This is a genomic window from Janthinobacterium sp. NFX145, from assembly GCF_049810325.1.
Lineage (GTDB): Bacteria > Pseudomonadota > Gammaproteobacteria > Burkholderiales > Burkholderiaceae_D > Janthinobacterium > Janthinobacterium rivuli.
On sequence record NZ_CP187360.1, the window covers coordinates 5050686 to 5077618 of the forward strand.

The window sequence follows — 26933 nt, forward strand, 5'->3', positions numbered from 1 at the left end:
GCAGGCGCCAGCCGCTAGGGCCGGCGCCTGGTATCAGGCAATTAGAAGTTGCCCTTGAACTGCACACCAAACTGACGCGGCTCATTGATGAAGCCCGTGCGGTTGTTGAAGTCGATGGCGCCCGTGATACGCTGGGTGTCGGTGATGTTACGGCCAAAAACGGCCATTTCATACTTGCCAGCATCCCAGGTGTAGCCCACGCGCAAGCCACCTTCAACCATCGGCTTGCCGGTGAACTCGGTGGACTCGTACAGGAAGAAGTTGATCTTGCTGCGGTAAGCCCAGTCCGTGAAGACGAAGAATTCGCCGTTTTCCATCGGGATTGAATAGCGGCCCGTGGCGGTGACCGTCCACTTCGGCGCTTGCGGCAATGGGTTGCCGTTGATAACAGCACGGTTAGCGGCGTTGATCGGATCGGTCACGGTGCAGCTACGGCACGTGGCTACCGACAGGGATGGATCCTTGATTTCCGTGAAGTTGTAGCTACCGCCCAACGACATCTTCAGGCTAGGCGTGACAAAACCTTCCAGTTCCAGTTCCGCGCCGCGGCCATTCGTCTTGGCCGCATTGATCAAACGCGTCACGTTCGAGGTGCCGCCAACGACCGTCAATTGCTGGTTTTTCACCTGGTAGTTGTACAGGCTGAAAGCGACGCGGGCGCGGCGCTCGAACAGGTCGGCCTTGATGCCCGCTTCGAACGAGGTGATCGTTTCCGCATCGGCCACGGTCACGGATACATCTCTGCTGGCTGGCGCGATACTTGGCGCGCGGAAACCGGTGGCGACACGGCCGTAGAAGTTCACATCCTTGTTGTACTTGTAAGTACCGCTCAGGTCCCAGTTGACCTTGGCTTTGCTGACATCGGCGCTGGTCGGGTTGATTTGCGGGACGTTGTTCGCTACTACCGTGTTGAAATCCTTCTTGTCCTTGGTGTAGCGCAAGCCGGCACGCAACATGAAGTCATCGTTGACGGCATAGTTGACGGAACCAAAGGTGGCCCAGGCCGTGTTTTTCTGGCGGCTGGCCAGGTGCGAAACGAGCGCATGGTCGCTACCGCCGAAGTTATCCGTATAGCCGTTGGCGTCCTCATTGAAGTAGTACACGCCAGCCTGCCAATTCAGCGGACCGGCACTTTTCGATTCGGCGCGGAATTCTTGCGAGTACTGTTTCACGCTGCTGATGCCGCCAGCAGTTTCCACCGGGAATGGAATCGCTGGCACCATGCCTGGTGCGCCACCGTCGATGTCGCCATGCGACACATACTTGCCCACGCGTTCGAAACCGGTGATCGAGTACAGCTTGACGCCGTCGAGTTCCCAGCTCAGGCGAGCGCTGGCGCCATTGGTGCGCAGCTCCTGGAAGTTCAAGGCATCGGTGTAGGATTTGGTCGGATCGAAACCGTCGACCAGGTCATTCGTGCCAAGCTTGATGGCGTTGGCAAAGAACACGCGCGCGCTGCCCGTGGTGCTGCGCTGATGCACATTGAACAGGGCGTTGAACGTGCCATTCGGCGCATACATCAATTGCACGCGTTCGGCGTGTTCGTTGTAGCCGTCCAGCGCGTTTTTCTTGCCCGTAAACGTGTTGTCGACGTAGTCGTCGCGGTGCTGGCGCAAGGTCGAGACACGCATGGCCCATTCTTTGCTCAGCGGCACGTTGACGGCGCCATCGAAATTGGTCGTGTTGTGCGTGGCGGCGGAGACGTTGTAATAGCCTTCAACCTTGTCCAGGTTCGGCTTGACGGATTCGAACTTGACCACGCCGGCAGGGGTGTTGCGGCCGAACAAGGTGCCTTGCGGGCCGCGCAGCACTTCCACGCCAGCCACGTCGAAAATCGGATAGCCCTTGAGGATAGGATTTTCTTGCACGACATCGTCGTAAATCAGGGAAACAGGTTGCGATGCAAAGATGTTGAAGTCGGTATTGCCGTAGCCGCGGATGTAGAAGCGGGGAAAGGTGCGGCCATTCGACGACTCCACGTTCAGGCTCGGCACTTTGCCGGCCAGCACGCGAATGTCTTGTCCGCCGGATACCAGCACGTCGAGCTTTTCGTCGCGCAGCAGCGACACGGAAACGGGCACGTCGCGGATATTTTCCTTGCGGCGCTGCGCCGTCACGGTCACGGTTTCCAGCTGGCTGGCGGCAGGGGTCGTATCAGCAGCGACTTCATCAGCGTAAGCCGAGCCGATAGGCAAGGCAGCGGACAGTGCCAGCATAGCAGCGCTTTTGGCGCACAAACGCTTGTGCATCTTGGACATCTTGATCATGTTGTTTCCCAGAAGTTTAAAAAAGAATTGCGAAACCTGTCTCCGGCTTATGTACGGCGCTGGATGATCGTCTGCACCATCACGGTGCAGCAGCGCGAGCGGATGTCTCTCCACTCCTGGCGTCACTGGCTCTGCCCTGGCTGTCGTGCTAGCTGACAGCGGTAGCGGCCGCATCTCTGGGATGTCTGATGAACACCAACTTTTGAGTAAGGCGCCAATTTAATTCAAGCGCCTTGTGCGCTGCAAGAATATTGTTATGTAAAATATTCATTCATCAACATAATGGGCCGACTAGTGGTTATTCAGCCACAATACCGCCTCTATCTTGCTATTTCCTTGCTATTTCATTGCTATTTCCCCCGGTCACCTGCCGCAGGGCGCGACTTTTTTTGCCTGGCCCGCGAAAGCGGAATTGGCGTCCAGCAAGACAGCCCCGGCGGTAAAAATAGTTGTAATATCGCCAGAATTGAGTTGCCAAGCCGCCCCATTCCAGTGCGGCGGCAGCCCCCTGCACCATCGTCGATCGCCTCCATGCCAGAATCCAGCCAACCCAGCAACGCCGTCCCGTCCGCCACCGTCGCCGCCCAGGCGGCGCATTTACTGCTGAGCGCCCATTGCGACATCGTCTGGAGCACGAAAACCTTCGGCCAGTTCGATGCCGACCAGCCATCCTGGCGCGCCTTCACGGGCCAGACCGAGGCCGAACTGCTGGGCCGTGGCTGGGTCAATGCCCTGCATCCGGACGACCGCAACTTGCCTTACGTCATGCCATCGCACCTGACCAGCGTGTTCGAAGCGGAATACCGGCTGCGCCACGTCAGCGGCGCCTACCGCAACATGCTCGTGCGCATGATGCCCGTGCTGGCGCCCGACGGCAGCATCGTTGAATGGCTGGGCTCGCATTGCGACGTGACGCAGCAACGGCAGACGGAACAGCGGCTGCGCCTGGCCATGCAGGGCGGCCGCATGGGCACGTGGGAGATCGACCTGGGCAGCGGCAGCATGGCCGGTTCGGATGCCTTCAAGGGCAACCTGGGCCTGCCGCCTGACAGCCACATCGATTACGCGCAGCTGACGGGCGCCATGCTCGACGGCGACCTGCAACACTGGCAAACGGTAGTGCACGCGGCCATCGCCAGCGCCAGCGATTTCGAAGTCGATATCCGTGTGCGCTGGCCCGATGGGTCGCTGCACTGGGCGCACATGCGCGGCACCTGCGCCAGCGACGGCGCTGGCAACGTGATCGGCCTGTCCGGCATCTCGCTCGACCTGACGGCCAGCAAACAGAACGAGGAAACCTTGCGCCTGACCCTGGCGGCCGGCGAAGTGGCCACCTGGAACTGGGACATCGTGGCCGACCGGGTCACGGCCGACAGCAATATGGCGCGCTTGTTCCCCGTCAATGCCGATGCGGCGACGGCGGCGCCGCTGGCGCGCTATCTGGACATCATCCACCCCGATGACCGCGAGCAAGTCAGCACGCAGATTGCCCAGGCGCTGCAGGCGCACACGCCGTTCGAGGCCAGCTACCGCGTCGGCGCCGGCGATGGCCAGTACCGTTCGGTCATCGCGCGGGGCCGCGCGGAATACGCGCCCGATGGCACGCCCTTGCAATTGCCCGGCGTCCTGCTCGACATCACGCGCCAGAAACAGGTGGAAGATGCGCTGCGCCGAAGCGAGGAACGCTACCGTACCCTGATCGAGCTGATGGACCAAGCCTTTTGCGTCATCGAAATGCTGTACGACGAGCAAGGCCGCCCCGTGGATTTCCGCTACCTGGAAGGCAATCCCGCTTTCGTCAAGCAGTCGGGGCTGGAAAACGCCATCGGCAAGACCATCCGCAGCTTCGTGCCCGACCACGACCAGCACTGGTTCGACCTGTACGACCAGGTCGTCAAGACCGGCGAGCCCGTGCGCTACGAAAACGAAGCCGTGGCCATGGAGCGCTGGTTCGAAGTCTTCGCCGCGCGCCTGGGCGGCCCCGGCAGCCGCCTGCTGACGGTATTGTTCAGCGACATCAGCGAACGCAAGCGATCTGAACAGCAATTGCGCCAACTGGCCGACAACCTGTCCGAAATGGACCGGCGCAAGACGGAATTCCTGGCCACCCTGGCGCACGAACTGCGCAACCCGCTGGCGCCCATCCGCAACGGCTTGCAGATCATGCGCCTGGCCGCCGACAAGCCCGCCACCGTGGCGCGGGTGCGCGACGTGATGGAGCGGCAAGTCAATCAGATGGTGCACCTGGTCAATGATTTACTCGACGTGGCCCGCATCACGCGGGGCCAGATCGAACTCAAGCCCGAGCGCACGGACCTGAAAGCCATCATCGCCGGCGCCGTGGAAACGAGCATGCCGCTGATCGAGGCGGGCCGCCACCAATTGCAAGTGGAACTCGACGAGCAGCCGCTGCCACTCGAGGCCGATCCCACGCGCCTGGCGCAAGTGCTGGGCAATTTGCTCAACAATGCCGCCAAGTACACGCCGGCGGGCGGCCAGATCAGCTTGCGTGCATTACGCGATGGCCACGAGGCCTTGATCGAAGTCAAGGACAGCGGCGTGGGCATCCCCGCCGAATCGATCGCCACCGTGTTTGACATGTTTACGCAAGTGGGACAAAACATGGGCAGAGCGCAGGGCGGCCTGGGCATCGGCCTGTCGCTGGTGCGGCGCCTGGCCGAGCTGCATGGCGGCAGCGCCACGGTGGCCAGTCCAGGCGCCGGCCTGGGCAGCACCTTCAGCGTGCGTCTGCCGCTGCTGACGGAGGAACCCAAGGCGCCCACCGAACCGGCCATCGCCGCCAGCTCCGCCAGCAGCCGCCATTTCCGCGTGCTGGTGGTCGACGACAATATCGATGCGGCCGACACCCTCGCCGCCGTGCTCGACATGATGGGCCACGCCACGCAAGTGGCCCACGACGGCGCACAGGCTCTGGCCGTGGCACCGCAATTCTTGCCGGACGTTATCTTCCTCGACATCGGCCTGCCCGGCATGAGCGGCTATGAAGTGGCGCGTGCGCTGCGCCGGATACCGGCCGGCGCCAACGTCGTGCTCGTGGCCTTGACGGGCTGGGGCGCCGAAAACGACCGCAGCCAATCGAGCGCGGCCGGCTTCGACCACCATCTGACCAAACCGGCCAACCTGCTCGCCATCGGCGAACTGCTGGCTACCCTTTCCACTCCAACAATACTGACAGACCATGACTGAATCCACGAACCACATCCGCCGCCATCTCCTGCTGGTCGGCGGCGCCGCCCTGCTGTGCCCGACACCGATGTTGTTTGCCGCGCCCGCCACCAGCATCGCCGCCGCCCAGACGCAACTGGCCGCGCTGGAAAAATCCGCAGGCGGACGCCTCGGCGTTGCCGCCTGGCGCCAGGGCAGCGAGCTGCGCGTGGCCTACCGCGCCGATGAACGCTTTCCCCTGGCCAGCACCTTCAAGGCCATGCTGGCGGGTGCCGTGCTGGCGCGCAGCGTCAGCCAGCCGGGCTTGCTGGATCAGCACGTGCGTTACGAGAAAAAGGAACTGGTCACCTACTCGCCCATCACGGAAAAGCATCTGGCCGACGGCATGACGGTCGCCGACCTGTGCGCCGCCACCTTGCAGTACAGCGACAATAGCGCGGCCAATTTCTTGATGACATTATTAGGCGGGCCGCAAGCCGTGACGGCGTTTGCGCGCAGCATCGGCAATACGGTGTTCCAGCTGGAACGCTGGGAAACGGAATTGAACAGCGCCATCCCCGGCGAAGTGCGCGACACGGCCAGCCCCGCGTCGATGGCGCACAGCTTGCAGCAATTGTTGTTGGAAAATAGCTTGCCGGCGCCGCAGCGCCAGCAACTCGATACCTGGATGCGCGGCAACACGACGGGTGACAAGCGCATCCGCGCCGGCGTGCCTGCCGGCTGGCAGGTGGCCGATAAAACCGGCTCGGGCGCGTATGGCAGCGTCAACGACATCGGCGTGGCCTACCCGCCCAGCGGCGCGCCACTGGTCATCGCCGTGTACTACACGCGCGAACAGAAAAAAGCGGACACGAATCAGGACATCATCACGGCCGCCACGCGTATCGTGACGGCCGCGCTGGTCTGATTAGATCCAACCCTGATAAAACCGTCGCGAGCGGAAGAGAGGCTCGGCGCCCCCGCTGCGCCGAGAGCGGAACTGTGCTTCAGCACAGTGAGCATCGCAGGCGGCAGATCACGACGCGCAGCAGGTTTGATCAGGTCGTTGGGGGCAAAGCGGCCATGAAACCGGCGTACGTGGACCATGCGGGGTCGGCCGCGCTGCGGATTTCAATCGGGAACTTTGGACGCGGCGCCAGCGCCGTGTTGAGGCGGTTGAAAAACTCTTCGCCCGACTGCGTGTAATAAATCCATTCGCGCAGGTTTTCGCCCGTGGACACCAGCGCCAAGGTGGCGAAACCGTCTTCTTCCACCACGGGCGCCAGCGCCGCTTCCAGCTCTTCCATGTGCTCGCGTTCGTTCGGCGCGGGCATGCCCGTTTCGTCTTCATAACGCCAGGCGATGATGATGCGGTCCGGCTGCGACGACAGGTCCCAGTCGTCATGGAAAGTATCGACATAGCGGTAGATGATGGCCATCTCGTCGCTATGCGTGACGATGGTGCCCCAGCTGCGGGCGGAAGTGGAATTTTCATTCATGGTTGCAACAGTCAAAAAGTAAAATCGGGCAAAGGGCGAGCAGTCTACAGTACTGGCGGGCAAGTCACATTCCACGCGTCATACTGGGCGCCGCTCTTGCGCAGCCAGACACGGGCGTAGCTGTCGCGGTCGCTCTTGAACACCAGCGCATAACGCTCTTCGGCACGCGGTGCGGCCGTGCCCACGTCGACAGCCGCCAGCGCAAATTTCAGCGCCCGCAAGGGGGCGCAGGCCGTATTGCCCGCCATCAATAATCGCGCCCGCTCCAGCAACGGTTTCTGGTACAGCAAGACGCCTTCCAGCTCCACATCGGGGATGCGCTGCAGCATGCGCACGGGTTCGGCCACCGCGCGGCAGGTGCCACGGTCGAGCCAGGCGTAATACTCCATGCCCGCCTCTTGCCAGCGCGCCTGCTTGCCCTCGCCGTGCAGCACGAACTTGGTGCGCTGCGTCCGGCACAGCGCGCCATGGCCGCGATACGGCGACGTTTCCACGCTGCCCACCACTTCGCTGCCGCGGCCGCCCACCACGGGCACGCTCTCGAACACGGTGCGCGCAGCCGGCTCACCCGGATATTGCTGTGCATAAAATTCCAGCAAGGACGCGCGCTGCTGCGCATCCACTGCCACCACCTCGGCGGCACTGGCTGAGATGCACACGGCCGATAGGGTAAAGAGCGCTACAGAGCGCATGAAATATCCTGGCATGGCATTCCTTCAATCGACGTTCAGGGGCGGATATCGCCCAAGCGCAGATTATATAGTTACCAGGAAATACAAGGAGCGTACGGCGTCAGGACGTGCGGAAGTTGACGCCGCCAGCGAGCAACTTGGCGCCACAGGTGGTGGTATCGCCTTCAAAGGCGATGGCGATGCCGTTGATGGTGTGCCGCGACGAGCCGCTGGCGATCTTGCAGCCTTGATGCCCCTTGATGGGGCAGCTGCACAAGTCCCCGACGCAGGCCACGGCAATGCCATTGACCGTAAAATGCGTGGCGGCACAACTGAGCACCTTGCCGCCATGCGACGTGGCGTCGCCCAAACGGATGACTTTACGCATGCTGCCTCCCGTTCTACTTGCCCACCGAGCTTTCCAGGATGGCTTCCACCGATGGCGCCGCATAGTTGCCCGGATCGACGGACGGGGTGACGCGGCTGCGGAAGATATCGCCATTGGCATCCTGCTGCTGGCGTTTGGCGTCCGATGGCGGCGTGATGAAGATGATGCTGGCCTCATTGCCGTCACGCAAATTAATCGCGGCAGTGGCGCCGCCATCGCGATAGCTGCCCATCACGCCAATGGCCATCTGCATGAACCAGGTGGCGGCACCGGTATTGCCCAGGCGAAGATCGGTATTGATGAACTGTGCGCTCTTGCTGCTGTCGATTTCCGGCCCGCCTTGTGACGCATAGTCATGCAACATGCCTTCGAGCATCAGCACCTGCTCCGGCTGATTTCCCGTACCGGCCACGATGCGTGCTGGCCCCTTGCCGCGCTCCGCCACCGGCAAGGTTTGCAGCGCCTGCTGCCAGCCCGCATTGAACATCTTCTGGCGCTGGTCACGCCGCGTGACGGGCTTGCCCTCTTCATCCGCAAATTTGACGAATACGGGCCGATGCACGAAACCGAACGAGGGCAAGCGGTCGAAGGTTTCCATCTGTTCCCGGTTCCATGGAATGGGAAACCACGGCGTCGGCTTCCAGTAGCGCGGAGGGCGATTTTCCCAGGGATTGAGTTTATCGAACGTATGCAAGCCCACGCCGCGGATATCGGGCCGCTGGGCGAAGGCGGCGGCGGCGGCGAGCCATTCGGCGACGGTAGGTTGACGTTCGCTGAAGGCTTCAGGTCGCTGCTGTTTCGCGCGCGAGGGCAGCGATTGCATGACTTCGTAATACATGCCACGCAGTTTTTCCTGGACGAAGTTATTCTCCGGGTCATCCCATACAAATGGGCGCAACGGTTCTACTCGTTCGCGGCGTGCCAGGATGAATACCGCCGTGGCATCAGGCATATCCGGAATGAAATACCCGTTTACCAGTTTTCTTGCAGTGCCTGGCTTCCGGTTGCCATCCCGCGTGCCAACACTGTCCTCGGAATGCAAAACGATGTAGGGTACATCAGGATGCCTATCGAAAAAATCAAACACATCAATCAACAATTGGTCAGGATGCTCATCCAGCTTCCAGGAAGCAATCGAAAACAAGTGCCAAGCCATGCCCGATGTGCCAGCGCCAGCCACGAGTCCCGCCATCGGCTCAGTTAAGCTCGGTTGTGCCGCCGGGTCAAGGATGGGAGTACCTGCATAGAACGATGGCAGCCCCCAGTATAACGGGGTGAAATTGACACCATTTTCTAGCGCATCATAGGCCCTGCTGCCGCCTTCCCCGTCCTTGTCATCGCCCGTCCAAGGGTATTTCTTGGGATCTTTTTCGCGTATGCTGGTGTAAGCACTTCCTTTTTGCAAGGCCTCCCACAATTTTCCCTGACGGTATTTATCCAGCGTCACCCCCAATCCGATCACTTCCAGCACGTACTCTTGCTCTGGCTCCATAGGTGTCTTTGGCTGTTGCGCCTGCAACTGTGACGCGATTTCACGCGCCTGGCTCTTCGATAAGGCACTGAGCCATAACAAACCAAAAAATAAAATCACAACAACTATTGATATTCCCAACCAACGAAGCGTCATCATGGTTATCACCTTTCGGCCTGCAGTTTCGAAGGAATAGTCGGAAGAAAATTATTACCGACGGGGCTATAAAATCCATTTATTTTGCTTTTTTTTCGGTCACTATTTTTGTGTTTTTTGTTTGTGACACTACAATTTTCCACAATGGCCCTGATAGCAAGGGTAATCCTGCAGGCAAAACTCCAGTGTTGTAATAGTCAATGGTGCCATTGATCACGGCACTTCTCCAGGCAGGCTCGACGGATAAATATGGCGCAAACTCCAATACGAATTTTTCTTTTATCCGTATCCCATTGCGCCCTTTTTCGTTGCTCTTTAAGTCCTTCACCCGCCAATCCGCCACCGCACATAAATACGCGTAGAACTGCGGATCCGAACTAGCCTTGCCGCTGCCAATCGCCACGTCATATGCGGTCACTTGGCTATGATTCTTCGCACTACCGATAATGGAGCTATGAAAAGACTTGGCACTGACCTCCCGCTGCCAGCGCAAGCGTGCTTCATTCGGGCTTTCCTGGATGGTCGCCAAGACATTTCCTTCCGTGTAGCGTGTAGCGGCAATGACCTTGCGTTGATCGAGTGGCTCTTTGCCATCGAGTTTCTTTTCCTTGTTATAAGCAGTCGTCATCAAGGCCAATTCGGCCCCGCGTATGGCCTCATCGCGTTCTGGAAAGCGGCGATAGCCAGCCGGATCCGGGCGATCCTCGGCGCTTGTATGCAGGCCGCTTCCGCTGGTAAGTGCCACTGACGCATCGCAGGGATCGACTTCTTCCACAGGTCCCTGATCTTCAGGTTTACGGTTTCGCATCATGGAAGTTTTGGGAATATTGGGCGAATCGATTTGCGAAGTGCCACGCAAATCAGCCAACACCGGCTGTTTCAACGCTTCCCCATTGATGGTGCGTACGCCATTACGTTGTTCCACTTTGCTCAACCTGGTATTGACAGGCCAAACCACCGCATTGTGTTGTGCACGATGACTACGCAAGGAAAGCTCCACATGGGACTGTTCGCTTTCTGTCATGAGCCTTAATGGAAAATCAAAAGGCGGCGGCTTGCCAACCAACGACGCCGTGGTTTTTCCCGTAGCCGGATCCAGTCTGGTCTTGTTGCTGAATACCCGCTGATAAAACCTGCCGCCCAGTTCCGCCAGCGCGCTGCGCACCTTTTTATGTTCCACTATCTTGGTGTGCCCGGATGAGACACTGTACCCATCAAGACTGGATGTCTCCTCTTCTTCAACCAATTCGCTTCCAGATGCATAATCGGGCACGCCATCCCAGCCTATTCCCTGGATGTTATCCAGTGCCACCGTCATGTCTTCCGGGCAGAAATATAGATAAACCTTGCGGCGGTTATCGCGGTCCTCTGCACTCTGCCAACGGCTGCCAACCATGCCGCGATGCTCATCCTTTTTCAAGTCGACAAACGGCGGCTGGCAAGCCTGGCCGTTGCCTTTCGCCACACCGGCCACGATATTCACCAAGGTCTTCAGGCGCGCACCCAGCGTCTGCGCGCCACTGAGCAAATGGTAATAGGGCTTCATCGCTGCATCTTCGCCGCCATCGAACCAGGCGGCTCCGCGCATCAACAGAGGCAGACTGTCCACCAGGCTGTAAGGCGGATGCGTGAGTATCAAATTGTCGGCCGGCGCCAAGCCCTTTTCCATCAGCATCGCTTGCGCCAGCAGCGACAGCAGACAGCCCTGGCTGTGCGCGACGATGCTGACGGTATCATCCGCATCGTAATCGCGGATCATGGAAATCAGTGCGGCCAGGCGCTGGGCCGCCAGCACCATGTACATGCGCCCGGGTGCAGTCCTCAATGGACGCAAGGCATCGCCCATGGGATCGACTGGCGCATAGATTCCCGGACGCCACATGTCGGGCAAATTGCTGGTAGCGTTACCGAAGGGGCCGCCTTCCTTGGACAAGTCCTTGTCGAGACGGTTGCCGTAGCGGTCAACGAATTGGCCGTTGATCGTTTTGCATTTCACTCCCACTTCACGGTAGCCCCAGTAAAACGGAATCACGGGGCTGTTGGTGTCCTTGGCGATCGTACGCTTGAAGAAGACGGCGTCGGGATCGTCTTCCAGCTTGTCCTTGTCCGCCGCCACGGGCATGCGGTAGGTGGCAGGCGTAAATGAACGGCCCAGCCTGGCAGCGAGGCCGGTACACAAGCCGTCCTCTACCGCCTTGTAGCTGACGCCAACATCATTGACGCCATGGATGACGATGATATTGCCCGGCAAATTGCGGCGTATCTTGACCTTCTTGCACACGCTGCGTTCGCAATGCAGGAGCGCCACTTCCTCGCCCACCACGTACGGTACTTTCGGATAGCTGCCCATCGCACTCTCCTGGCGTCGTCAATCCTTGTTGTTGAACACTTCGATGGCGGCCAGGTGCATCGCTGCGCGCTCCAGCACGTCCGTCTTGCCGCCTCCATCGCTGCGCCCATCGGCCGACGAGCCATCGCCCAGCTTCACAGCGAAGTGCGCCTGCGGTGCCAACTGCGGTTGTTGCCGCACGCCATCGACGGCGCTGTCGTCGCCTTCATATTGAAAGATGAATTGCTGGTCGGCCTTGCCCTCGGCAAAGCTTGGCAATTGCACCTCCATGCTTTGCGGGTCGTTGAAGACGAAGTTGGGCGCATTGAACTGCAGCGGCGACTTGCTGCCAAAGGTGATGCCGTTGGCGATACGGATGAAAGCGCCATGTTTGGAAATCAACACGATTTCATCGGCCATGCCTGTCAGCTTGCCTTCGCTGGCGGTGAGCTTCAGGTTTTTCGATGCATTGAGTTCCATGTCGTCATGCTGGCTTTGCAGCAGGAACTTGCCATGGTGGGCGATGGCGCGGATGCCATCCGCATGGGAAAACAGCGAGATGCCCTTGCCCGCGTTCACGCTGTAGCGCTGGCCCGCCACAGCTTGCAAGTGCTGCTGCGCCACCGTATCGATATTACTGACGGCATAGCTGACGATGGCCTTCGAACTGGCAAAGCTGATGCCGGCGGGCGCCGTCACGGCAATCGCCGCCGCACCGCCTAGTTCGGCACGGGGCTGCGTATTGCTGCCGCCCTCCCAGCCTTTCAAGCTGTGCTGCAATTCCTGCTGCGCCTGGTCTTCCTGCTCCAGTGCCTGATGCGTGGCCGCGTAGCTGCCCAGCGAGCGAAACAATTCCAGGCAGTTTTCCATCAGGCCCAGATATTCGCTGCGCGCCATGTGGCTACCCTCGCCATTCAGGCGCTTCCAGGCTGAAATCAGCATGCCCTTGCCCGCCCGCATGGCCAGCTGCTCATCGGTGCGCAGCTCGGCGCCCTCGCCGCGCGCATCGCCCTGGCCGTTGCGCCGGTCCTGCGTCAGCCAGCCCAGATTGAGCTGGGTGGAACCATGATCGCTGGCAAGCTGGGCATTGATTTGCCCGTGCACATCATCAAAACGCAGCTGATTGCCACGCGTACCCTTGATTTCGCGGCTCTTGATGCCTGACAAATAGCGGTTACCGGGCAAGTCGCCTGCCTTGCTCAGGGCAATCGGCTGCGCATTGTGGTTGTACAACTGTCCCACGATGATGGGCCGGTCCGGGTCGCCCCCGAGAAAGGCCAGCAGGACTTCGCTGCCCACGCGGGGCAAGCCCAGATAGCCGCATTGCTGCATGCTGCCGTGACCGTTTCCCGCCCAGCTCGACGCGACCCGCACCCAGGCCGAATCGGCATCCGTGTCGGAGGCGCCCGTGCCGCCTGCATGCTCGTGGTCCAGCTTGCGCGTGGCGGGAAAGCGCACCTTGACTCTGCCCATAGCGTCGCAATGGACTTCCTCATTCGCCGGCCCCACCACCACGGCACTTTGCATGGGAACTGGCGGCAGGTCGATGCGCGCGTCATAGGCTGGAACGATGGGCACGCCGCGCCGCACGGCGGTCAGTGCAATATGCATGCGCAAGGGACCCTCGTCCACCGCCGACGCCAGTTCGCGCTGCGGCAGCGAGGCGTCGTCGGCCAGCCAATGGTTGCGCGCAAACAGGCGGGCCACCCTGGCGGCAAGCTCCCTGGGTAAATTATTTTGCGCCGCCACCTGCAGCGATGTGACGACAAAGTCGCGTTCGTCCACTGGCAAGGCGTCGATGTCCGGGTGCTCGGCCAGGCTGAAGTACTCCCCAGGGCACAGGTCGCGTACGCTGCCTTCGGCGTGAAAGCAATGGCTCTCGTAATCGTGCTGCTGCATGGCCAGCATGCCCAGCTGGCACAAGGCCTCATGATCGTTGCCCGCACGCGGCGGGAGCACGCGGTAATCATCGAGCGTGGCGGCAATCGCATTACCATGCATGCCCTGCGTCCCCCGTCCCAGGGCATCGGCGGTCATGAACGGCCGCGCGCGCGGATGTTCTTCATTCCAGCTATGGCGCGTCACCTTGCCCGCCTGCAGCTTGCGCACTTCGCTCCACGACGTCAAGGTGTCACGCTGTTCCGTCGCGCGGTCCGCGTGATAGCGCACGGTATCGGCCATGTTTTTCCACAAGCCATCGGCATGGTTGAACAGCACCAGGGTATGCGCCGGCTCGGCATGTGCATCCGTATTGCCCTCGGCACGAAAAAACCAGGCGACGCCATTGCGCTTGAGCAGGCGCCGCACGAAGGCCGCATCGGACTCATTGTGTTGCATGACAAATTCGCGCTGCGGATACGTTTGCGCCTCAAAGAAATCGGCAAACGCATACTGGAAGGCGTGCGCCAGCACGGTATTGCTGCGTATCCATTCATCGAGCAAGGTCTTGACGATCTCGATATCCGTCAGGCGCCGGAAGACGCGCGTATTGCAGCGCTTTTCCATGATGGCGAAGGCGTCCGTCAGCACCAGCTGGTAGCTGGCCAGCGCGCCATCGCTGTCGCCAGCACTGGCTTGCGTGACGATGCCACAGATACTGCGCAGCTGGCCCTGGTCGGTGACGATATCGATAGCCGCGGGCAAGGCAATCAAACTACTCAGCGGCAAGTCGGCATGCGTCGAGACACACAAGATGCGGTATTCGATGCCGCCACAGATGGCCTCGCTGCCGGCGATACGCTGCGGTATCAGCACGCCGGCAGGCACCTTGGGCGAAACACCCAGGCGCAGGCGCAGCGGTCGCTCGGCACCCGATATCGACTCGTCACCGTCCATGGCATTCTCCTCGTTCGCACTTGCATCGAATCAAGCTGGAGAACCGACAATGCCATGGGATGGCAGGGAAATACTTGATATTTAGTAAGAGGCTGTCTTGCTGCTCAATACATCCCTCAACAATTGCCGCTTCGCCAACAAGGCGGGATCAAACGCCGTCCACTGCTCCAGCCGCAGCGCATACGCAGGCGCCATCATCCAGCCGAACACTTCCGCCTTGTCTTCCTCGGGGCCGTAGGCCGCGTACAGGCTGACCAGTCCCGGCTGCGGGTGGCCCAGGTTCTGGAAACCCTTGCCATAGGCCGTGGCACCGCCCTGGCCGTAAGCCGTGCCGGGCGGGTTCAGGGCCAGCCAGGCGGGGTCGCGGTAATAGAAGTCGTTGAACAGGCGGAATTCAATGAAGTGGTAATACTCGTGGTGCACGCGCAGCTCCATGCCGGATGGACACAGGGCGGCCAGCAGGTTGTCAGCGTAGACGACGCTGTCGATTTCCGGCGCCGGCATGGCCAGGCGGCGCTGGCCGTCCACGCTCAAGTCTTTCACCAGCACGACGTGGCGCAAGCCCGTGCGCGCGAAGACGCCAGCCGGGTAGCGCTCCATGGCCGGCAAGACGATACTGAGCAACAATTGCAGCCCGGCACGGTCTTGCGCCGAGTCCGTGAAAGCGTGCGCCGCGCTGCCGGGCATGGCCAGGGTCCAGGCGGGCGCCAGTTGCAGGGCCGCCAGGCGCGCCGTGGCGATGGCTTGCAGTTGCGCCACGCTGGCTTCCTGTGGCGCGACGGGAGCATAGCGCACGTTCCAGTCGCACTCGCTGCGCATGCTGTCTTGCTGGGCGGCATGCTCGAACGCTTGCGCGTCGGCCGCCGATGGCGCGGGCGGCCCGGCGCTGGCGCAAGCGGACAGCAGTACGGCGGCAAGACAGGACAACAGGCGGCAAGCAGACATGAAATCTTTCACGGGCTAAAAAATGGGGCGCAATCGCTGCGCCCCATTGTACAAGCTGCAAGTTTCCCAAAGCATCAGCGCTGGTAATGCTTGAAGAAATTCCAGCTGATCACGGTGGCGTCCGGGCCCAGCTCATCGCTGAATGGCCAGCCGGGAGGGCCCCCGCTCCACGCATGGTTCATGCCCTCGACCGTGTACTTTTGCGCGATGACGGCGCCGTTGTGCAGGTAGGTGTCGATGGAGTAACTGCGGCCGTACGGCACCGTCTGGCGCACGATGCTGTCGGCACGGTAGCGCACGCTGTCATTGTCGAGGCCATCGTCGCCATAGTCGTTGGTCTGCAGGAATTGCTCGATGGTTTGCTCGCCGTTGACGGGGTTGACGACGATGTCGGACGTGCCGTGAAACACCATCGTCGGCATCAGCCGGCGCGGCGAGCCGGAGCAGCGCCAGGCATCCTTGCCGCGCACTTTCGGGTCGAACGAGCTGCCGTTGAACAGGGAATCGGCGGCCGTCAGCATGCCGATGGCGCCCTTGTACATGCCACCCGAATGCACCATCACGGCGGCGAACACGTCGGAATAGCAGGCGGCCATGATGGAGGCCATGGCGCCACCGGCCGAGATGCCCGTCACATACACGCGGCTGTCCTGCACCGCGTACTTGCTCTTGACCTTGTTCAAGATGCCCATCAGCACAGCAGGCTCACCCGTGCCCCGTTCCTGGTTCAGCGGCAACATGAAATTCCAGCAGCGCATGGGGTTGGCCGTGGCGTTCTGGCGCGGATAGACGACGATGAAGTTTTCGCTGTCGGCCAGCTGGTTGTAGCGGCTGACGGCGGCCATGCTGTTGGGCTCGGAACCGCAGCCGTGCAGCATCAGCACGACGGGCAACGGCGTATTCGGATTGTAATTGCTCGGTAGCCAGACCTGGTATTCACGCGATCCCCACAGACTCGCGTACAGGCCGAAGTCCCACTGTCCAGCAAAGGCCGGCAGTGCGGCCAGCAAGCCGCAGGCGGCGATGAGTGCAGATAAGAAGTGACGCAGTTGCTGATGCAGATGTGCCATGCCAGTCTCCTGATTGTTATTAAGGACGAAAACAGCGACAACAAACCAGCCTGGCGCTAACCAGGCTGGCACTTCAACAACCTTTTAGAACTTGTAGCCGGCCTTGGCGATGATCTGGCGCGGCGGGCCGTAGAAACCGTCGAGGATGAACACGGCAGGAATGTTGTAGCCATCCGTGCGGTAGCGTTTGTTACCCAGGTTGCTGCCATGCAGACTGAAGGTCCAGTTCTTCGGCGCTTCCCACACGACGCCGGCCGTCCAGATGCTGTAGCCGCCCTGCGCCAGGGTTTCGCTCAAGTCCGTGGTCGGGTAGACCTTGCTGCGGTAGCCATAGCCGACCATGCTGCGCAAGGCGCCGCCGAACACGTCGCGGTCCGTGCGCGTCAGGTTCAAGCCCACTTGCCGGGCTGGCGTATTGCTGAACTTTTGCGTATCCGCAATGTTCTTGCCGCCGCTCATGAACTCGTCATAATGGGCATTGAGCAAGGCGAGGAAGCCGTTGACTTCCCACTGGCGGTTGGGCCGCCACGAAAATTCGAACTCGGCCCCTTTCACGGTTGCCTTGCCCGCGTTCGTGAAGTCGCCATAGAAGCCCGGCACGCCGCCCGGCTGCACGTAGCTGGTGAACACCGACAACTGGATATCCTTGTAGCGGTTGTAAAACAGGGCCACGTTGGCGTCGAACGTGTCGTCCGGCGCCGCGTACTTCATGCCCACTTCCAGCGCGTCGAGTTTTTCATCCTTGTATGGCCGCGCCGAGTCCGGCACCACCAGGTTGTTGGCACGTACGTTGTAGCCGCCCGACTTGAAACCGCGCGACAGGTTGCTGTAGAAATTCGTCGTCTTCGACGCTTCGTAGCGCACCGACAGTTTCGGCGAGGTGTTGCTGACCGACAAGGACTTGTCGAAGTCGGCCGCCGTCTGGATGGGCCGCGTAAAGCCCACGTCGGCAAAAGCACGGTTCAGCACGATGGCGCGCTTTTCCTCGCGCGTGTGGCGCAAGCCCGCATTGATGCTCCACACCTTGCCCAGCGGCCAGGTCCAGTCCGTGTACAGCGCCGTGCTGTCCGTCTCCACCGTACTGACGGCGGCCGTGAACTGGCGCCCCAGGAAGTTGTTGTAGATGCCGCCGCCGGCCGTGCCTTCGAAGCGGTACAGGCCGACCACGCCGGCGCCGTAGTCGCCGCTGTATGACGCCTGCAATTCCAGGCTTTTCTGCTCGTCGCGCGAGTCGCCGAACACGTCGGCGATGGGCTGCGGCAAGCCGTCGAAGTCGATGGTTTGCTCGGACGTGCTGCGCCGCTTGGCGCCGATCACTTTGACAGACCAGTCATTCGACAAGGTGTAATTGGCCACCAGCGAGCCGCCCCGGTTGTGCGTGAAATTGTTGCCCGGCATGCCGCTCTGGATGTCATACGCATCCGTGCTGGCGGGCCGCTTGAGCGGGTCGAAGGCGCTCACGCCCATGCGCTGGAAACCGCGCACGCCGGACTTGTCGTCCGTGGCGTCCAGGCTCAGCACGACGGTCAAGGGGATGTCTTGCGGAAAGTAGCCGACGGACAGGCGCGCGGCCGTGCTGTCCTGGTCGCTGACCTGTTCGCCATTAAACGTGTTGCGGCCGAAACCGTCGCGGTCCAGCTTGGCGGCGGCCAGGCGCGCGCGCCAAGTGCCGCTCTCGTTGGCCAGATTGAAGGCGGCCTTGAAGTTGCGCTGCTTGTAGTTGCCGATACCCACTTCCGCCGACGCGCCGTTTTCCTTCGCCAAGGGGCGCGAAATGTATTTGATGGCGCCGCCGATGGTGTTCTTGCCGTACAGGGTGCCTTGCGGGCCGCGCAGCACTTCGATGCGTTGCACGTCAAACACGTCGAGCAGGGCGCCTTGCGGCCTGGCCATGTAGACATCGTCAAAATAAATGCCCACGCCCGGGTCCACGCCCCAGACGGGGTCAGCCTGGCCCACGCCGCGGATAAACGCCGTCAGGGTGGTATTCGTGCCGCGCGAGGCGTACACGGTCAGGTTCGGCACGCGCTCCTGCAAGTCGGCCAGGTTCTGGATATTCGCCCGTTCCAGGGCCTTGGCGGAAAACGCCGTGACGGCCAGCGGCACGTCCTGCAGGCGCTCATCGCGGCGGCGGGCAGAGACCGTCACGGTTTCCATGCGTTCTTTCGCCTCGCTGGCTTCCTGCGCAGTGGCGGCGTTGACAGCAGCGGGGTTGGCTTCCTGCGCCTGGGCCTGGGTGGCAAAGGCGCCGGCAACGGCGAGGGCGGCGGGCATCAATTTCAAAGCAAGTTTCATAGCGTCTCCAATGTCAGGCTTGCTGACCGCCAGGGAAGACGGCCGGTTTACAGAATCGCAAGACGTCACGGTACCGGCGCGCGCAATGCGAGCACCTGCCCTGCGATGACTGTTTCCCGGCCCTCGGCCCGTGCGGCGAGTGGCCTGTTTATTTTGAATTTATGGTAAGGAAGGACTGCAACAAGGTATTCACACGCTGCGCCTGGTCCAGAGGCGTGGCATGGCGCGAGTTCGCGATGATCTCGATCTCGCACTGCTGAAACTGTGCGGCAAAGGCCCGCTTGCTGGCGACGGGCGTGTAATCCTGGTCGGCCGCCATGATGAGGACGGGCATGGCCAGGGCCTGGAAGTGAATATCGATATCCCAGTGGAAAATGGCGTCCAGCGCGGCCAGATAGGCGCGCTTGTCCATGCCCGCCATCTGCGTGGCGAAGCGCTCGACGAGCGCTTGCTGGGCAGGATCGGGAAACAGTTTCTTGCCGATGATCTTGCCCATGGCTTTCAGGCCGAAGGTGGCGATCACGGTGCGGCGCAGCCAGTAGGCAAACAGCAGCGCGGCCGGTTTGCTGCCCTGGAATGGCTGGGAATTGATCAGGCACAAGCTGGCCACCCTGCCCGGCGCGCGGTTGGCCATTTCCAGGCCCACCATGCCACCCAGGGAAAAGCCGACGATGTGCGCGCGCGGCACGTCGAGCTGGTCCATCAAATTGAAGAGGTCGTTGGCAAAGTCGCCGATCTGCCAGTCGCCGTTGGGCGCGGGACTGGCGCCATGGCCGCGCAGGTCGGGCACGATCAGGCGATAGCTGCTGCCGAGAGCGTCGATCTGCGGGCGCCAGTCTTCGGCGCAGGAGCCGAGGCCGTGCAACAGAAACACGGGCTCGCCCTGCTGCTTGCCGAGGTCGAGGTAATGCAATGGAACATCGGATGTCGTGTGACGCCGCATTCTGTCTCCTTGCTGTTGAACATGCTTTGTGTTCAGGTGCAGGAATATGTTTTCCTGCTGTTGGAAAACATAATACGGAATCAGAATTCCGATTTCAAGTTAAATCGCTAAATAGTTCAAGTCAGGTAATTTAAAGCAACACGCACCAGTTCATCCTCGAGCGCGGCGCCCGACAAAAAGGACAGCGAACCCGTCAGGGTGTGCTGGTTGAGGATGCCCAGCAGCACGGGTGGCACCACCATCATCGCCTGCGTGGGATTCGGGTGGCGAATGCTCGACGACTTGCTGGCCAGCACGGCCACCGTGCGTTGCGAGATCAAATGATTGATCTGGTGCACCCTGTCGCGAAATTGCGCATCCTGCGACGCGCGCGTGATCAAGGCCCGCAAGACGCCGCTGCGCCCGCCATTCACGGCCACGAACATGGCCACCATGGCGCGGATGAAGTCTTCCAGGCTGCGCCCTTCCCACTGGCGCAGCTCCGTCAGGGTCTCGACCTTTTCCACCATGTCGGAAAAAAAGCGCTGCAGCAGCAAGCGGCTCAACGTATCCTTGTCGCCCAACAAACGGTAAAACGTGCCCACCGAGGTTTCCGCCAGCCTGGCCAGGTCGGCCACACCGATTTCATCGAAACGGTTTTCCGCCAGCAACTGTTCACCGACCTGCAGCAGGCGCTCGAACGCTTGCTTGCTGCGCGCCTGGGTGGGTTCCGGGGGAACGATCATCTGCGGGAAGGGCATCGGAAAGGAAGGCATGCGGAGTCGGCGTCTCGAATAGTGGAACCTAAGTTCCGTTATGGGTGCGCGTATTGTAACGCGGGAGACAGCCGATAGGTGCGTTCAAATGTGCTACCTGCCCTGCCATTCCATGTAGACGTCGGCGCGCTGATAATGCGCGTCGCCGGCCGGCCGCGCCACGTGGGCAAAGCCGCTGCTTTCATACAGGCGGATGGCGGGCGCCAGCTTGCTGTTCGACTCCAGGAACAGCAGTTGCGCGCCGCTGGCTTCGAATGCATCGAAGGCCCGTTCGATCAGCCGGCGCGCGATGCCCAGGCCCTGGCATTCGGGTGTGACGGCCATCTTCGACAACTCGATGCTGGCGTCGCCGGCGCGGATCAGGGCGCAGGTGCCAACGATCTTGCCGTCCAGGCGCGCGAGGAAAATCTGCCCGCCAGCGTCGAGGATCGAGCTTTGCGGATCGGACAACACCTTGTCGTCCAGTTCCTCGACATAGAAATAGCGTTCCAGCCAGGCGATATTCAAACGCTTGAAGTCGGGTGCATATTGCGCGGCGTAATCGATGATCTCCACGGCAGCCTGCTCGCGCTGGCGCCGGCAGGCGGCGATCGTCTCGCCGAAACCTTGCGCCTGCAAGCGCGCTTCGGCCCGGTCCAAACTGGCCAGCAGTTGCGGCGTACCGTGTTCGAACACCGTATCGACGGCCGCGCGCACGTCGTCCCACAGGGGCGCCATGTCGCGCAGCAAGGCTTGCCCCGCGTCGGACAGCGCCAGCAGACGGCGACGCTCATCCTTGGCGTCCGGCATCTCCACCACCATACTCGCATCGAGCAGCTTGCGCCCCAGCTGGACCACCACAGGATGCGTCTGCCCGATCTGCGCGGCCAGGGCCGTGATCGCCGTGGGGCCGTTGTCGCGCAGCAGCAATAACAAGGGGAAACAGCGCGACGTCAGCTCGACGCCGGCCGCCACATAGCTGGTATCGACGCCGGCATACAGTTGATCGGAAAGACGACGCAGGCGGCTGGCCAGCATCAGGGAGCCGTAGGTTTGCAAGTTGGAGGACATGAGATCGGGATATATGTAAGTAGTTACGTACACCCTAACGCAAACCAGCTTTCCAGGTCAAGCCTCAGCTTGCTTAGTCTTCCGCCAGCGCCTCCCGCAACCTGGCCTGAAACACGGCGTCGACCATCTCCCCCAATCCCGGCCACATCTGCGTCAGCCAGCGCTTACCCTCCTCGCTTGGCGCCACATACGGCACGTCGCGCGTGGCGCAGGCCAGGCCGATTGCGATGACTTGCCCTGCATCCTCCAGGCCGCCCGCGATCATGGCGTCGATGGGCATGGCGATCAGCTCGGCGGTCAGATGCGGACGCAGCAGACAGGCAGGCGCGATGATGGCGAACGATGCTTCCACGTAACTCCAGCAATTGGTGGGCCAGTGGGCGCTTTTCACATTTTCCAGGAAGACAGCATCACTGAGCGTTTCCGGATGGGCTTGCGCTTGCGCATAGAAGGCAGCCAGGGCGACGAGTTGGGGCGGGGAAGTCCAGGTAGGCATCAATCTTGATCCAGGGAGCGCCGCAATGGGCTTGCGGCAATGGCGGACTGTAGCATGTTCAAGCGGCACGCTGAAACACGGCTGGCACGGGCATAATGCCGGTATTGCTCTCGCCATCTTACTTGAGGAAATCCATGTCGGTCTACGCCATCACCATCCCCTGCTTTGCACAGATGCTGCGCTCCCTGACGACGCTGCTAACTAAAGGTGAAGAACGCGCCCAGGCGCTGGGTTTCGATGCGCAAAACCTGCTCGTATCACGGCTGGCGCCCGACATGCACACCCTGGCACGGCAGGTGGAATTCACGTGCACCCAGGCGCAGGAAGCCGTGTGCCGGCTGACGCGGCAAGCGCTGCCCCAGCTCGCCACGCCCGCGAGCATGCGACAAGCCGGGGCGCTGTTTCCGGCGTAAAGCCTAAAAACGCTCGTCGCGCAGCGCCGGCATCACCAGTTCGCGCACGAACGAGGCATTCGACAGGTTCAGCAGCATGCGCACGACGGCGACGACGTCATGCACGGGAATCAGCTCGCCCTCGCCCCGCGCGGCGGCGTCCGCCAGCGGCACGGACAAGCCATCGTAGGTATTCAGGTAGCCCAGCTGCAGCGCCGTGACAGCCAGTCCCTGTACACGGAAACCTTCGCGCAAGGCGTCGGCGATGCCGTTCAGGGCGAATTTCGAGGCGCTGAACGTCACTTCCGGGCGGCCGCTCTGGCGCAAGCCGGACGTCGACCCCGTGAGTATCAGCTGCGGCTTGTTGCTGGTCAGCAAGCGGGGCACCAGACGCTTGAGCAGCAATATCGTTGCCGTGATGTTGGTATTGACCATGTCGACGATGGCGTCGTCCGCATCGCCGAGGAAAGCGTAGTCATCGCTGAAGGCCTTTTCTTCCCACACACCGAGGTTGTAGATCACGGCGTCCAGCACGGCCGGCGCCTCGCGCGCGATGCGTTCGACGGCCTCGGCGGGTGCCGCCAGATCCGCCGCTATCCATTGCAGCTGCGCGCCCTGGCTGGCGGGCAAGTCGGCAGGTCGCTGGCGCGATACGCCGATGACGGCATGGCCGTCAGCGAGCAAACCGTCCACCAGCGCGCGTCCCAGGCCCCGGCTGGCGCCCACGATCATGATGTGCATTGTGTGTCCTTTCCAATGAAGTCAACGCTGATGATAGCGGCGTTGTATTAAGCACAGCTGAGGCTGCTGCCCATATCCCCCGCATTTACTCACGCGGCGGAAATGCGTATGCTAGGTCTGGCAATCTCCGATAACACACAAGAACGAGACACATGCCTACTTCCAACACCGCCGCCATCAACGCCGCAAGCCGGCCCCTCACTAAACAAGACTACAAGACCCTGTCGCTGGCCGCCCTCGGCGGCGCGCTGGAATTCTACGATTTCATCATCTTCGTCTTCTTTGCCAACGCCATCGGCCAGTTGTTCTTCCCGCCGGAAATGCCGGAATGGCTGCGCTTGCTGCAAACCTTCGGCATCTTTGCCGCCGGCTACGTGGTGCGTCCGCTGGGCGGCATCGTCATGGCCCACTTCGGCGACTTGCTCGGCCGCAAGCGCATGTTCACGCTCTCCATCCTGATGATGGCCGTGCCGACCTTGCTGATTGGCCTGCTGCCGACGTATGCCACCATCGGCCTGGCCGCCCCGCTGCTGCTGCTGTTGATGCGCGTCTTCCAGGGCGCGGCCGTCGGTGGTGAAGTGCCGGGCGCCTGGGTGTTTGTCTCCGAACATGTACCGAGCCGTTTCACGGGCTTTGCCTGCGGCGTGCTGACGGCCGGCCTGACCGTCGGCATCCTGCTCGGTTCGCTCGTTGCGACGGGTTTGAACACTGTCTATACGCCAGCAGAAATCACTGATGGCGCCTGGCGCTATCCATTCCTGCTGGGCGGCATCTTCGGTTTCGGCGCCATGTATCTGCGCCGCTGGCTGCATGAAACGCCCGTGTTTGCGGAAATGCAGCAGCGCAAGGCGCTGGCCACGGAAATGCCTTTGAAATCCGTGCTGCGCAGCCACCGCGGCGCCGTCGTCGTATCGATGCTGCTGACGTGGATGCTGTCGGCCGGCATCGTCGTCGTTATTTTGATGACACCTGCCCTGCTGCAAAAGATCCACCACATCGCGCCGCGCACCACCCTCGTCGCCAATACCGTGGCCACGCTGTGCCTGGCCTTCGGCTGCATCATCGCCGGCATGCTGGCCGACCGCCTGGGCGGCAAGCGTGTGATCTTCGTCGGTTCCGTGCTGCTGGCCATCAGTACGTATATTTTCTACACCACCGTCGGCACCCGCCCCGACCTGCTGCTGCCCCTGTACGCGATGACGGGCCTGTTCGTCGGCGTTGTCGGCGCCGTGCCCTACGTGCTGGTGCAAGCGTTCCCGGCGCAGGTGCGCTTCTCGGGACTGTCGTTTTCCTACAACTTGTCGTACGCGATTTTCGGCGGCCTGACGCCCGTGGTCGTGACCCTGATGCTGAAGAACAACGTGCTGGGCCCCGCCTATTACGTGATCGGCGTGTGCGTGGTGGGCATGCTGACGGCGCTGTTCATCAAGGATCAGCGGCAGACCGTGGGACGATAAACGCGCCACCTGCCGGCCAAGCCACCTTCGGGTGGCTTTTTTTTCGCCCTGATTTGTCGCGCTGCACCAAATTCTGAAAAGACGTTTCACATCGCGAAATTTCGAGTGACGGACTCAGCAATTACTTCTCTCACTTTTTGAAAATTCATTTCATATCATGAAAAATATAAATTAAGTCATTGTAAAACAAAGACTTAATTTAAGTTATATGTCTTATATAAGACTTGAACATCGACGCCAATCGGCCTACTATTTAGTCATGCAGTTTGCTTCGACAAGACGTTGTGGCGCACTCGGCGATTTTCTCAAACATTGCTTTTCTTTTTAGGAGATTCACATGTCCCAATATCAAGACGACATCAAGGCCGTTGCCAGTTTGAAAGACCAACAAGGCAGCGCCTGGAACGCCATCAATCCCGAATCCGCCGCCCGCATGCGCGCCCAGAACAAGTTCAAGACCGGCCTGGACATCGCCCGCTACACGGCGAAGATCATGCGCAACGACATGGCCGCCTACGATGCGGACCCATCCAAGTACACCCAGTCGCTCGGTTGCTGGCATGGTTTCATCGGTCAACAGAAGATGATCTCGATCAAGAAGCACTTCAACAGCACCGACCGCCGCTACCTCTACCTGTCCGGCTGGATGGTCGCCGCCCTGCGCTCCGAGTTCGGCCCGCTGCCAGACCAGTCGATGCACGAGAAGACCGCCGTCACCAGCCTGATCCGTGAGCTGTACACCTTCCTGCGCCAGGCCGATGCACGCGAACTGGGCGGCCTGTTCCGCCAGCTGGACGCTGCCCAAGGTGATGCCAAGCAAGCCATCCAGGCCAAGATCGACGGCCACGTCACCCACGTCGTGCCCATCATCGCCGACATCGACGCCGGTTTCGGCAATGCCGAAGCCACCTATTTGCTGGCGAAACAGTTCATCGAAGCGGGCGCCTGCTGCATCCAGATCGAAAACCAGGTGTCCGACGAGAAACAATGCGGTCACCAGGACGGTAAAGTCACGGTGCCGCACGAAGACTTCCTGGCCAAGATCCGCGCCATCCGCTACGCCTTCCTGGAACTGGGCGTGGACGACGGCATCATCGTCGCCCGCACGGACTCCCTGGGCGCCGGCCTGACCAAGCAGATCGCCGTCACCAATGAACCAGGCGACCTGGGCGACCAATACAATTCCTTCCTCGACTGCGAAGAAGTGTCGGCCGACGCGCTGGGCAATGGCGACGTCATCCTCAAGCGCGAAGGCAAGCTGCTGCGTCCAAAACGCCTGCCGAGCAACCTGTTCCAGTTCCGCGCCGGTTCCGGCGAAGAGCGTTGCGTGCTCGACTGCATCACCTCGCTGCAAAACGGCGCCGACCTGCTGTGGATCGAAACGGAAAAACCGCATATCGCGCAAATCGGCGGCATGGTCAGCGAAATCCGCAAGGTCATCCCGAACGCCAAGCTGGTGTACAACAACAGCCCGTCGTTCAACTGGACCCTGAACTTCCGCCAGCAAATCTTCGACGGCATGAAAGCGGCAGGCAAGGACGTGTCCGCCTACGACCGCGCCCAGCTGATGAGCGTGGAATACGACCAGACGGAACTGGCGATCGCCGCCGACGAGAAAATCCGCACCTTCCAGGCCGACTCGGCCCGCGAAGCCGGCATCTTCCACCACCTGATCACCCTGCCGACTTACCACACGGCAGCCTTGTCGACCGACAACCTGGCCAAGGAATACTTCGGCGACCAGGGCATGCTGGGCTACGTGGCCGGCGTACAGCGCAAGGAAATCCGCCAGGGCATCGCCTGCGTGAAACATCAAAACATGTCCGGCTCGGACATCGGCGACGATCACAAGGATTACTTCAGCGGCGAAGCGGCGCTGAAGGCGGCGGGTAAAGACAATACGATGAACCAGTTCTGAGCTTTTGGCTTGGCTGTAGAGTGAGAAAGCCCGCTTCGGCGGGCTTTTTGCGTCTGAACGTTGCGTGATGTCAGCTTCGTAGGTCGGCTT

General features: G+C 61.1%; 20 protein-coding genes. 5 read left to right on the forward strand and 15 right to left on the reverse strand.

The genetic code is table 11. The features are described from left to right. Window positions 1–41: 41 nt before the first annotated feature. Entirely contained in the window at window positions 42–2267 is a 2226-nt protein-coding gene (locus tag ACPJXG_RS22645) for a TonB-dependent receptor (protein WP_278317929.1), read from the reverse strand. A 531-nt stretch (window positions 2268–2798) separates the two neighbouring features. Between ACPJXG_RS22645 and ACPJXG_RS22650 the strand changes: the two genes are divergently transcribed. Both ACPJXG_RS22650 and bla read left to right on the forward strand, forming a co-directional pair. Further along, window positions 2799–5474 (forward strand): hybrid sensor histidine kinase/response regulator, encoded by a 2676-nt coding sequence (locus tag ACPJXG_RS22650; protein WP_425252410.1) that lies wholly within the window; start codon window positions 2799–2801, stop codon window positions 5472–5474. Between the two features lie 67 nt (window positions 5475–5541). After that, complete coding sequence (bla, locus tag ACPJXG_RS22655) at window positions 5542–6360, forward strand: class A beta-lactamase (RefSeq protein ID WP_425254781.1); 819 nt, start codon at window positions 5542–5544, stop codon at window positions 6358–6360. Window positions 6361–6490: 130 nt separating this feature from the next. Here the strand turns inward: bla and ACPJXG_RS22660 are convergent, their stop codons facing one another. From ACPJXG_RS22660 to ACPJXG_RS22720, 13 genes are all read right to left on the reverse strand, one after another. Beyond that, a complete protein-coding gene (locus ACPJXG_RS22660) occupies window positions 6491–6931 on the reverse strand; it encodes a DUF695 domain-containing protein (RefSeq protein ID WP_051959421.1) in 441 nt (146 codons plus the stop codon). Window positions 6932–6975: 44 nt separating this feature from the next. Further along, window positions 6976–7623, reverse strand: a complete 648-nt coding sequence (locus ACPJXG_RS22665; protein WP_152598853.1) for a hypothetical protein — start codon at window positions 7621–7623, stop codon at window positions 6976–6978. Between the two features lie 100 nt (window positions 7624–7723). Further along, window positions 7724–7990, reverse strand: a complete 267-nt coding sequence (locus ACPJXG_RS22670) for a PAAR domain-containing protein (protein WP_099379511.1) — start codon at window positions 7988–7990, stop codon at window positions 7724–7726. A gap of 13 nt (window positions 7991–8003) precedes the next feature. After that, a complete protein-coding gene (locus ACPJXG_RS22675) occupies window positions 8004–9620 on the reverse strand; it encodes a type VI lipase adapter Tla3 domain-containing protein (protein ID WP_425252411.1) in 1617 nt (538 codons plus the stop codon). Between the two features lie 76 nt (window positions 9621–9696). Beyond that, window positions 9697–11967, reverse strand: coding sequence for a T6SS effector phospholipase Tle3 domain-containing protein (locus ACPJXG_RS22680; RefSeq protein ID WP_425252412.1), 2271 nt, complete (start codon window positions 11965–11967; stop codon window positions 9697–9699). A gap of 18 nt (window positions 11968–11985) precedes the next feature. Then, window positions 11986–14781 carry a type VI secretion system Vgr family protein gene (locus ACPJXG_RS22685; RefSeq protein WP_425252413.1) on the reverse strand — a complete coding sequence of 932 codons (2796 nt, stop codon included), beginning with the start codon at window positions 14779–14781 and terminating at the stop codon, window positions 11986–11988. An 81-nt stretch (window positions 14782–14862) separates the two neighbouring features. Continuing rightward, a complete protein-coding gene (locus ACPJXG_RS22690) occupies window positions 14863–15726 on the reverse strand; it encodes a hypothetical protein (RefSeq protein ID WP_425252414.1) in 864 nt (287 codons plus the stop codon). A 74-nt stretch (window positions 15727–15800) separates the two neighbouring features. Then, window positions 15801–16796 (reverse strand): alpha/beta hydrolase family esterase, encoded by a 996-nt coding sequence (locus ACPJXG_RS22695; RefSeq protein WP_425252415.1) that lies wholly within the window; start codon window positions 16794–16796, stop codon window positions 15801–15803. Window positions 16797–16880: 84 nt separating this feature from the next. After that, entirely contained in the window at window positions 16881–19091 is a 2211-nt protein-coding gene (locus ACPJXG_RS22700) for a TonB-dependent receptor (RefSeq protein WP_425252416.1), read from the reverse strand. Between the two features lie 148 nt (window positions 19092–19239). Continuing rightward, window positions 19240–20034 carry an alpha/beta fold hydrolase gene (locus ACPJXG_RS22705; RefSeq protein ID WP_219310989.1) on the reverse strand — a complete coding sequence of 265 codons (795 nt, stop codon included), beginning with the start codon at window positions 20032–20034 and terminating at the stop codon, window positions 19240–19242. A gap of 116 nt (window positions 20035–20150) precedes the next feature. Continuing rightward, window positions 20151–20789 carry a TetR/AcrR family transcriptional regulator gene (locus ACPJXG_RS22710; RefSeq protein WP_230503576.1) on the reverse strand — a complete coding sequence of 213 codons (639 nt, stop codon included), beginning with the start codon at window positions 20787–20789 and terminating at the stop codon, window positions 20151–20153. Window positions 20790–20882: 93 nt separating this feature from the next. Continuing rightward, window positions 20883–21839 (reverse strand): bifunctional helix-turn-helix transcriptional regulator/GNAT family N-acetyltransferase, encoded by a 957-nt coding sequence (locus ACPJXG_RS22715; RefSeq protein WP_425252417.1) that lies wholly within the window; start codon window positions 21837–21839, stop codon window positions 20883–20885. 73 nt (window positions 21840–21912) lie between these two features. Beyond that, complete coding sequence (locus ACPJXG_RS22720) at window positions 21913–22335, reverse strand: hypothetical protein (RefSeq protein WP_425252418.1); 423 nt, start codon at window positions 22333–22335, stop codon at window positions 21913–21915. 134 nt (window positions 22336–22469) lie between these two features. Here ACPJXG_RS22720 and ACPJXG_RS22725 point away from each other — a divergent pair, with 134 nt between their 5' ends. Continuing rightward, window positions 22470–22748: a DUF1993 family protein gene (locus ACPJXG_RS22725; RefSeq protein ID WP_425252419.1), complete on the forward strand. Its 279-nt coding sequence runs from the start codon at window positions 22470–22472 to the stop codon at window positions 22746–22748. A 3-nt stretch (window positions 22749–22751) separates the two neighbouring features. On the opposite strand, the gene ACPJXG_RS22730 is transcribed toward ACPJXG_RS22725, so the two are convergent. After that, complete coding sequence (locus tag ACPJXG_RS22730; protein ID WP_425252420.1) at window positions 22752–23468, reverse strand: SDR family oxidoreductase; 717 nt, start codon at window positions 23466–23468, stop codon at window positions 22752–22754. Window positions 23469–23620: 152 nt separating this feature from the next. Here ACPJXG_RS22730 and ACPJXG_RS22735 point away from each other — a divergent pair, with 152 nt between their 5' ends. Then, window positions 23621–24925 (forward strand): MFS transporter, encoded by a 1305-nt coding sequence (locus ACPJXG_RS22735; RefSeq protein WP_425252421.1) that lies wholly within the window; start codon window positions 23621–23623, stop codon window positions 24923–24925. 337 nt (window positions 24926–25262) lie between these two features. Continuing rightward, on the forward strand, window positions 25263–26843 hold the full coding sequence (locus ACPJXG_RS22740; RefSeq protein ID WP_425252422.1) for an isocitrate lyase: 1581 nt from the start codon (window positions 25263–25265) through the stop codon (window positions 26841–26843). Window positions 26844–26933: the final 90 nt, after the last annotated feature.